This window comes from Streptomyces tricolor (assembly GCF_002155905.1).
GTDB classification, from domain to species: domain Bacteria; phylum Actinomycetota; class Actinomycetes; order Streptomycetales; family Streptomycetaceae; genus Streptomyces; species Streptomyces tricolor.
Genome location: NZ_MUMF01000587.1, coordinates 1 through 7039, shown reverse-complemented (window position 1 = coordinate 7039; position 7039 = coordinate 1). Strand labels below are relative to the sequence as shown.

At 72.1% G+C, this 7039-nt stretch carries 5 protein-coding genes; 3 read left to right on the top strand and 2 right to left on the bottom strand.

The features are described from left to right. Nucleotides 1–219: 219 nt before the first annotated feature. The 3 genes from CCN44_RS34505 to CCN44_RS34490 all read left to right on the top strand — a co-directional run bounded on the left by CCN44_RS34505 (nt 220) and on the right by CCN44_RS34490 (nt 5480). Nucleotides 220–1509 (top strand): ribonuclease D, encoded by a 1290-nt coding sequence (locus CCN44_RS34505; RefSeq protein WP_079081203.1) that lies wholly within the window; start codon nt 220–222, stop codon nt 1507–1509. 624 nt (nt 1510–2133) lie between these two features. After that, on the top strand, nt 2134–3354 hold the full coding sequence (locus CCN44_RS34495) for a thiolase family protein (protein WP_059253475.1): 1221 nt from the start codon (nt 2134–2136) through the stop codon (nt 3352–3354). Beyond that, nucleotides 3351–5480: a 3-hydroxyacyl-CoA dehydrogenase NAD-binding domain-containing protein gene (locus tag CCN44_RS34490; protein WP_059253473.1), complete on the top strand. Its 2130-nt coding sequence runs from the start codon at nt 3351–3353 to the stop codon at nt 5478–5480. Before CCN44_RS34495 ends, CCN44_RS34490 begins: the two co-directional genes overlap by 4 nt. Nucleotides 5481–5572: 92 nt before the next feature. Here CCN44_RS34490 and CCN44_RS34485 read toward each other — a convergent pair whose 3' ends face one another. Then, nucleotides 5573–5929 (bottom strand): hypothetical protein, encoded by a 357-nt coding sequence (locus CCN44_RS34485; protein ID WP_086702357.1) that lies wholly within the window; start codon nt 5927–5929, stop codon nt 5573–5575. Nucleotides 5930–5974: 45 nt separating this feature from the next. Continuing rightward, complete coding sequence (locus tag CCN44_RS34480) at nt 5975–6991, bottom strand: PLL family lectin (protein ID WP_086702353.1); 1017 nt, start codon at nt 6989–6991, stop codon at nt 5975–5977. Nucleotides 6992–7039 lie beyond the last annotated feature (48 nt).

The window sequence follows — 7039 nt, the reverse complement described above, 5'->3', positions numbered from 1 at the left end:
CCCCTGACCCACGGGCCGTCCACCGACCCCCTGACCCACGGGCCGTCCCCGGGCCCGAGGTCCGTCCCTGACCCCACCCTGATGCCCCCTTCGGCGGAATCCCGCGTACACCGGCGTGAACCGGACCGCGCCTGGAACTGACTGGTTTACGACCCTCCCGCGCCCGTCGACGGAACGTTCCGTCGACGGGCGCTGTCCACACACGGATACCCTTGACAGGTGACCGACGCCCAAGACACCGCAGCAGACAGCTCCCTGCGCACCACCGGAGGCACGCCTCCGGACGACGCCGGATCTTCTGTGCTGGGGGCGCCGACACCGTTGCTCGAACCCCGCGAGGGCATTCCGCCCGTGGTCGCCGACGAGGCGGGCCTCGCCCGGGTGATCGCCGCCTTCGCCGCCGGCTCCGGTCCCGTCGCCGTGGACGCCGAGCGCGCCTCGGGCTACCGCTACGGCCAGCGCGCCTACCTGGTGCAGCTGCGCCGCCAGGGCGCCGGGACCGCGCTGATCGACCCCGTCGCCTGCCCCGACCTGTCCGGCCTCGGCGAGGCGCTGTCCGGCGTCGAGTGGGTGCTGCACGCGGCCACCCAGGACCTGCCCTGCCTGCGCGAGATAGGCATGGTCCCGACGCGTCTGTTCGACACCGAGCTGGCCGGCCGGCTCGCCGGCTTCCCCCGGGTCGGCCTCGGCGCGATGGTGGAGGGTGTCCTCGGCTTCGTGCTGGAGAAGGGCCACTCCGCCGTCGACTGGTCGACCCGGCCGCTGCCCGAGCCCTGGCTGCGGTACGCCGCGCTCGACGTCGAGCTGCTCGTCGACCTGCGGGACGCCCTGGAGAAGGAGCTGGACCGGCAGGGCAAGCTGGAGTGGGCGCTCCAGGAGTTCGACGCGATCGCGACCGCGCCGCCCGCCGAGCCGCGCAAGGACCCCTGGCGCCGGACGTCCGGGATGCACAAGGTGCGGCGCCGCCGGCAGCTCGCCGTCGTACGGGAGCTGTGGCAGACGCGGGACCGGATCGCCCAGCGCCGGGACGTGTCGCCGGGGAAGGTGCTCAGCGACGCGGCCATCGTGGAGGCCGCGCTGGCCCTGCCGGGCAATGTGCACGTCCTCGCCGGGCTGAACGGGTTCGGGCACCGGATGGGGCGGCGTCAGCTGGAGCAGTGGCAGGCCGCGGTGGACCGGGCCAAGGCCCTGCCGGAGGCCGCGCTGCCGCAGCCGGGGCAGCCGGTGACCGGCCCGCCGCCGCCGCGGGCCTGGGCGGACAAGGACCCGGCCGCCGCGGCCCGGCTGTCCGCCGCGCGGGCGGGGGTGTCCTCGCTCGCCGAACGGCTCAACATGCCGCAGGAGAACGTGATCTCCCCGGACACGGTGCGGCGGATCTGCTGGGAGCCGCCCGCGCCTGCCGACGAGGCGGCCGTGGCTGCCGCGCTGGCCGGGTACGGCGCGCGCCCGTGGCAGGTCGAGCTGGTCACGCCGGTGCTGGTGGACGCGCTGGCGGCGAAGGGGGCCTAAGGCCTGCCGTTTGGATCATGCCGGCGTCGCGGGGCGTGGCACGCGCATCTGCCGCGTTGTCGCCCCTCGCCGAGGCTCCGCGTCGACTCCCTCCTCCGCCTTGCAGCGGCACGCACCACGCCCCGCTCGGTCGGCCGAAAGGCAACGTGCCCCGCAGCCGACCCGATCCGAACGACAGGCCCTAGCCGCGCGCCGCCCTTCCGCGCCTCGCACGACGACCAGGATCGTGCGTGCCCGCCGAGGCGGCTTCCCCGCGCCGGCCCTGGAGGCCGCACAAGCGGAACAGGGACGTCGAGATCACGCCAAGATCCTGGTGGGGCAGGCAGCGCACAGGGAAGCGGACACGGTTGTCGACGGCTCTGTCGGCACCGATCCGGTCCTGACGCCTCGCCGGTCCGCAGCGCCGCCCGAATGAGCGCCGTACGGGGCCGCGGCCTCGTCATGGCCGGTCGCGCGGTCGCCCGCGCCGCCGTCGGGGCGCTCCGCCGGCCGGTGCGGAAGATGTGACCTTCACCGCTCCCCCCTTCCGGGCTGTGCAGCAACGTTACTCATAAGTAGCATGGTCCTGAGCGCGCGCTCAGCGCATCGCAGCAGTGCCACCCCGCACCCTGGAGGAGAGCCATCGTGCCTCGTACCGTCAGGGACGTCGTCTTCGTCGACGGCGTCCGCACCCCGTTCGGCAAGGCGGGCCCGAAGGGCATCTACCACGAGACCCGCGCCGACGACCTTGTCGTGAAGGCGATCCGGGAGCTGCTGCGCCGCAACCCCGGTCTGGACCCGAAGAAGATCGACGAGGTCGCCATCGCCGCGACCACGCAGATCGGCGACCAGGGCCTGACCCTCGGCCGTACCGCCGGCATCCTCGCGGGCCTGCCGCAGTCCGTGCCCGGCTACTCGATCGACCGCATGTGCGCCGGCGCGCTGACCGCCGTGACCACCACCGCCGGTTCGATCGCCTTCGGTGCCTACGACGCCGTCATCGCCGGTGGCGTCGAGCACATGGGCCGCCACCCGATGGGCGAGGGCGTCGACCCCAACCCGCGGTTCGTGAGCGAGAAGCTGGTGGACGAGTCGGCCCTGTTCATGGGCATGACCGCGGAGAACCTGCACGACCGCTACCCGCAGATCACCAAGCTCCGCGCCGACGAGTACGCGGTGCGCTCGCAGGAGAAGGCCGCCAAGGCGTACGCCAACGGCAAGATCCAGCAGGACCTGGTGCCGATCTCGGTGCGCCGCACCAACCCGGAGGGCGGCGAGACCGGCTGGGGTCTGGTCACCGCCGACGAGCCGATGCGCCCGGGCACCACGCTGGAGAACCTGGCGAACCTGAAGACGCCGTTCCGCGTGCACGGCCGGGTCACCGCCGGTAACGCCGCTGGTCTCAACGACGGTGCGACCGCCTCGATCATCGCCTCCGAGGACTTCGCCCGCGAGAACGGCCTGCCGGTCAAGATGCGCCTGGTCTCCTACGCCTTCGCGGGCGTCGAGCCGGAGGTCATGGGCTACGGCCCGATCCCGGCCACGGAGAAGGCTCTCGCCAAGGCGGGCCTGTCCATCTCCGACATCGGCCTGTTCGAGATCAACGAGGCCTTCGCCGTGCAGGTCCTCGCCTTCCTCGACCACTACGGCATCGCGGACGACGACGCGCGCGTCAACCAGTACGGCGGCGCCATCGCCTTCGGCCACCCGCTGGCCTCCTCCGGCGTCCGTCTGATGACGCAGCTGGCCCGCCAGTTCGAGGAGCAGCCGCACGTCCGCTACGGCCTGACCACCATGTGCGTCGGCTTCGGCATGGGCGCGACGGTCATCTGGGAGAACCCGCACTTCGACGGAGGCAACAAGTGAGCACCACCGCTGAGCTCCTGAAGGGCGCGGCCGAGCTGTTCCCGGACGAGGTCGTGACCCAGGCGCACGTACGCCACCTCGACCTGCCGTTCGGCGCCGGGCGCTTCGCCCTGATCACGCTGGACAACGGCTTCGACCACACCAAGCCGACCACCTTCGGCCCGCAGTCGCTGGCGAACCTCGACACCGCCCTCGACCAGGTCGAGAAGGAAGCCGCGGACGGCGAGATCGTCGGCGTCGGCATCACCGGCAAGCCGTTCATCTTCGCGGTCGGCGCCGACCTCAAGGGCGTCGAGCTGCTCAAGGAGCACAAGGACGCGCTCGCCATCGGCAAGGGCGGCCACGAGGTCTTCAAGCGCCTGTCGAAGCTGGCCGTCCCGACCTTCGCCTACTACAACGGCGCGGCGATGGGCGGTGGCGTCGAGGTCGGTCTGCACTGCACGTACCGGACCGTCTCCAAGGCGCTCCCGGCGTTCTCGCTCCCCGAGGTGTTCCTGGGCCTGGTCCCCGGCTGGGGCGGCTGCACGCTGCTGCCGAACCTGATCGGCGCCGACAAGGCCGTCCAGGTCATCATCGAGAACAGCCTCAACCAGAACAAGCAGCTCAAGGGCCGGCAGGTCTTCGAACTGGGCATCGCCGACGCCCTCTTCGAGGGTGCCGACTTCCTGGAGCAGTCGCTGCTCTGGACCGCCCAGGTGCTCAAGGGCGACATCGAGGTCGAGCGTCCGGTGATCGACCGCGGCGAGGCCTGGGACCAGGCCGTCGCCAAGGGCCGCTTCATCGCCGACGGCAAGGTGCACGGCGCCGCTCCGGCCGCCTACCGTGCCCTGGACATCATCGCCGCCGCCAAGAACGGCGACCTCCAGCAGGGCTACGACGCCGAGGACCAGGCCCTCGCCGACCTGATCATGGGCGGCGAACTGCGCGCCGGCATCTACGCGTTCAACCTCGTGCAGAAGCGCGGCAAGCGTCCGGCGGGTGCGCCGGACAAGAGCCTGGCGCGTCCGGTCACCAAGGTCGGTGTCGTCGGCGCCGGTCTGATGGCCAGCCAGCTCGCGCTGCTCTTCCTGCGCCGCCTGGAGGTGCCGGTCGTGCTGACCGACATCGACCAGGAGCGCGTCGACAAGGGTGTGGGCTACGTCCACGCCGAGATCGACAAGCTGCTCGGCAAGGGCCGCATCAACCAGGACAAGGCCAACCGCCTCAAGGCGCTGGTCACCGGTGTCCTGGACAAGGCCGAGGGCTTCGCGGACGCGGACTTCGTCATCGAGGCCGTGTTCGAGGAGATCGGTGTCAAGCAGCAGGTGTTCGCGGAGGTCGAGGCGGTCGCCCCGGCGCACGCGATCTTCGCCACCAACACCTCCTCGCTGTCGGTCACGGAGATGGCGTCGAAGCTGAAGCACCCCGAGCGGGTCGTCGGCTTCCACTTCTTCAACCCGGTCGCGGTGCTGCCGCTGCTGGAGATCGTCCGCGGCGAGAAGACGGACGACGCCTCGCTGGCCACGGCCTTCGCCGTCGCCAAGAAGCTGAAGAAGACCGCGGTGCTGGTGAAGGACGCCCCGGCGTTCGTCGTGAACCGCATCCTGACCCGCTTCATGGGCGAGATCCAGAACGTCATCGACGAGGGCACCCCGGTCGAGGTCGCCGAGAAGGCCGTCGAGCCGCTCGGTCTGCCGATGTCCCCGCTGGTGCTGCTGGAGCTGGTCGGCCCGGCGATCGGTCTGCACGTCTCCGAGACGCTGCACGGCGCCTTCCCGGACCGCTTCAAGGTCTCCCCGAACCTCAAGGCGGTCGTGGAGGCGGGCAAGCGCGGCTTCTACGTCTACGACAGCGGCAAGCCGGAGCTGGACCCGGAGGTCGCCGCGCTGCTCAAGCAGGGCGATGTCGTGCTGACCGAGGAGCAGGTGCGGGCGCGGGTGCTGGACGCGGTGGCGCAGGAGATCGGGCTCATGCTCGACGAAGGCGTCGTCGCCGAGGCCCAGGACATCGACCTGTGCCTGATCACGGGTGCCGGCTGGCCCTTCCACCTGGGCGGCATCACGCCGTACCTGGACCGCGAGGGTGTCTCCGAGCGCGTGAACGGCAAGAAGTTCCTGGCTCCGGGCGTGGCGAGCGTCCCGGCGTAAGGCACCGCGCGGGAGAAGTACGATGCCCGGCACACCGTGGGGTGTGCCGGGCATCGGCGTCGTCACCCGGTTTGCCGGGGGGTGCGTCCGGTTCAGAGGGCGCACCAGGGGACGCGGCAGGCGTGCGGCGCCATGCCCTCGGGACACAGGGTCCTGATGACCTCTTTGCGGACCGCCCGCCAGGTCCGCAGGGAGCACGCCAGGCGGACGCGGAGTTCGACCGCGGCGTGCCGGCCGCTGTTCCGCCCGGGGTTCTCGTACGCCCACTGCTGTGCCAAGTGGTCGTACGCGTCGGCGGTCGACAGCTCGCCGCCGGCGCAGGAGTCGGCGACGGTCCAGCCGAGGATCCGGGCCCGGCGGGAGCCGACGGCCCCGCGGACGAGGCCCTCGACCCAGGCCAAGCCCTCCTCGTCCGCGTAGAGACCGAACGTCAGATCGCGCGTCTTCACCGCATCCGCCTTCCTGCTCGTCCCCTTCCCGCGCGGGTCTTCCGGTCAGACCTCACGCCACGCCTCCAGGGCCAGCCCCGGCTCGTCCTTGCGCCGGGTCAGCAGGAGGCGTCCGGTGGAGGGGGACAACGTTGCCGCCGCCACCCGGCCCGCCGCGTCCGTCGTGAGCGACACCAGCGCGTCCAGCGGCAGTTCGGGGCCCGACTCGGTCCACCAGGCACCCGCCGACTCCAGCTCGGTCGGATACGCGGCGAAGGCGACCCGGCGGCTCGCCGACCGCTGGACCAGCAGGGTGCAGTCGTGGCCGTCCAGGTCGCAGCGGACCGCCGACACCGGACCGGAACCGGCCGCGGGCAGCACGGTGACCGGCTTGCCGCCCGGACGCCAGGCGCACAGGTCACCGGAGGTGTCGGTGTAGAAGAGGGTCGTCCGGTCCGGAGAGGTGGCCAGCGCGCGCAGGGTGCCCGGGCGGACCGGCGCGTCGAGCGTCTCCTGGAGCACGGGCTGGGCACCGGGCTCTTCCTGACGCCAGTACACAAGGCCCTGGGGCACGGCCGCGTACAGCTCGACCCGGCCGGACTCCCCCGTGACCGCCGCGAGACCGTCCTGGACCTCCTTGCCCTTGAGGTCCCGCCAGGGGTCCCAGCCGCCCTTCTCCTTCTGGGCGAGCATGCTCACACCGCCGCCCTTGTTGCGGACGAAGATGTGGGCGCGGCCCTGTGCGTCCACCGCGACGGCGGGCGTGCCGGTGCGGTCGCCCTTCTTGTTCGGGTGGCCGACCGGGTTCCAGTCCAGGGCCGCCAGACGCGGGCGGAAGTGCGTGGAGTGCACCAGCCCCGACTCGCCCTTGACCGTGGGCCGCCAGGAGACCAGATGGGCATAGCTGTCGGCGCCCTGGCCGACGGCCAGGACGGGGTGCAGTTTCTGCTCGCCGCCCATCCGGCGGGGAGCGGACCAGGGGCCGCCGGGGCCGCGCTCCGCCCGGCACAGGACGGCGTCGCCCGACAGCTGGTAGACACTGAGCCGGCCGTCTCGGCCGCGAAGGAGCCAGTCGCCGTTCACCGGTTCACTTTAAGCCGCCCGGTACCGGCCCCGGGGCCCGGGCCCCGG